Annotated in this window: 2 pseudogenes; one reads left to right on the forward strand and one right to left on the reverse strand. The window is 38.5% G+C overall.

Features of this window, described 5'->3' with window-relative positions:
- Positions 1-114: pseudogene (locus E3E37_RS10955) on the forward strand (orotate phosphoribosyltransferase); the annotation flags it as partial.
- Here E3E37_RS10955 and E3E37_RS10960 read toward each other — a convergent pair.
- Positions 111-473, reverse strand: a pseudogene (locus tag E3E37_RS10960) (MinD/ParA family protein); the annotation flags it as partial. The pseudogenes E3E37_RS10955 and E3E37_RS10960 sit on opposite strands and share 4 nt — an antisense overlap.

Genomic DNA, 473 nt, shown 5'->3' on the forward strand with positions numbered 1-473 from the left:
GTAGTTGACAGGGAAGAGGGAGCCAAAGAAAACATTGAAAAAGAAGGCTACACACTGATTCCGCTTGTGAGAGTCAGCGAGCTGTTTGAGTACAAAGAAAAATCTAAAACCTAAAAGTTCAACAGTCTCTCAGTTATTATCTCATCAACAATTTTCTCCACTTTTGCTTTACCAAACATCCACTCCTCCAGAATTTCCCCACATTCCTTTAATCGCTTTGATACAGAAGCTCTTGGTTTGTATTTCAGTATCGGCACGCCTATATTCACTGAGTGAGGAACACGATTATCAAATGGTATTACTCCTATAACTGGCACACCCATATCACCTTCAAGGAATTCAATTATTCCACTAATATCCCTCGAAGATTCCCTTACCTTATTCAGCACGACAGCAACGTTTAATCCAAATAAATCACCCAATGTTTTAAGCTTGATAACCTCATTCTTCACCATAGTCTCAAAAGAGTAAAT

Origin of the sequence: Thermococcus sp. ES12 (genome assembly GCF_012027515.1) — an archaeon.
Classification (GTDB): Archaea; Methanobacteriota_B; Thermococci; order Thermococcales; family Thermococcaceae; genus Thermococcus; species Thermococcus barossii.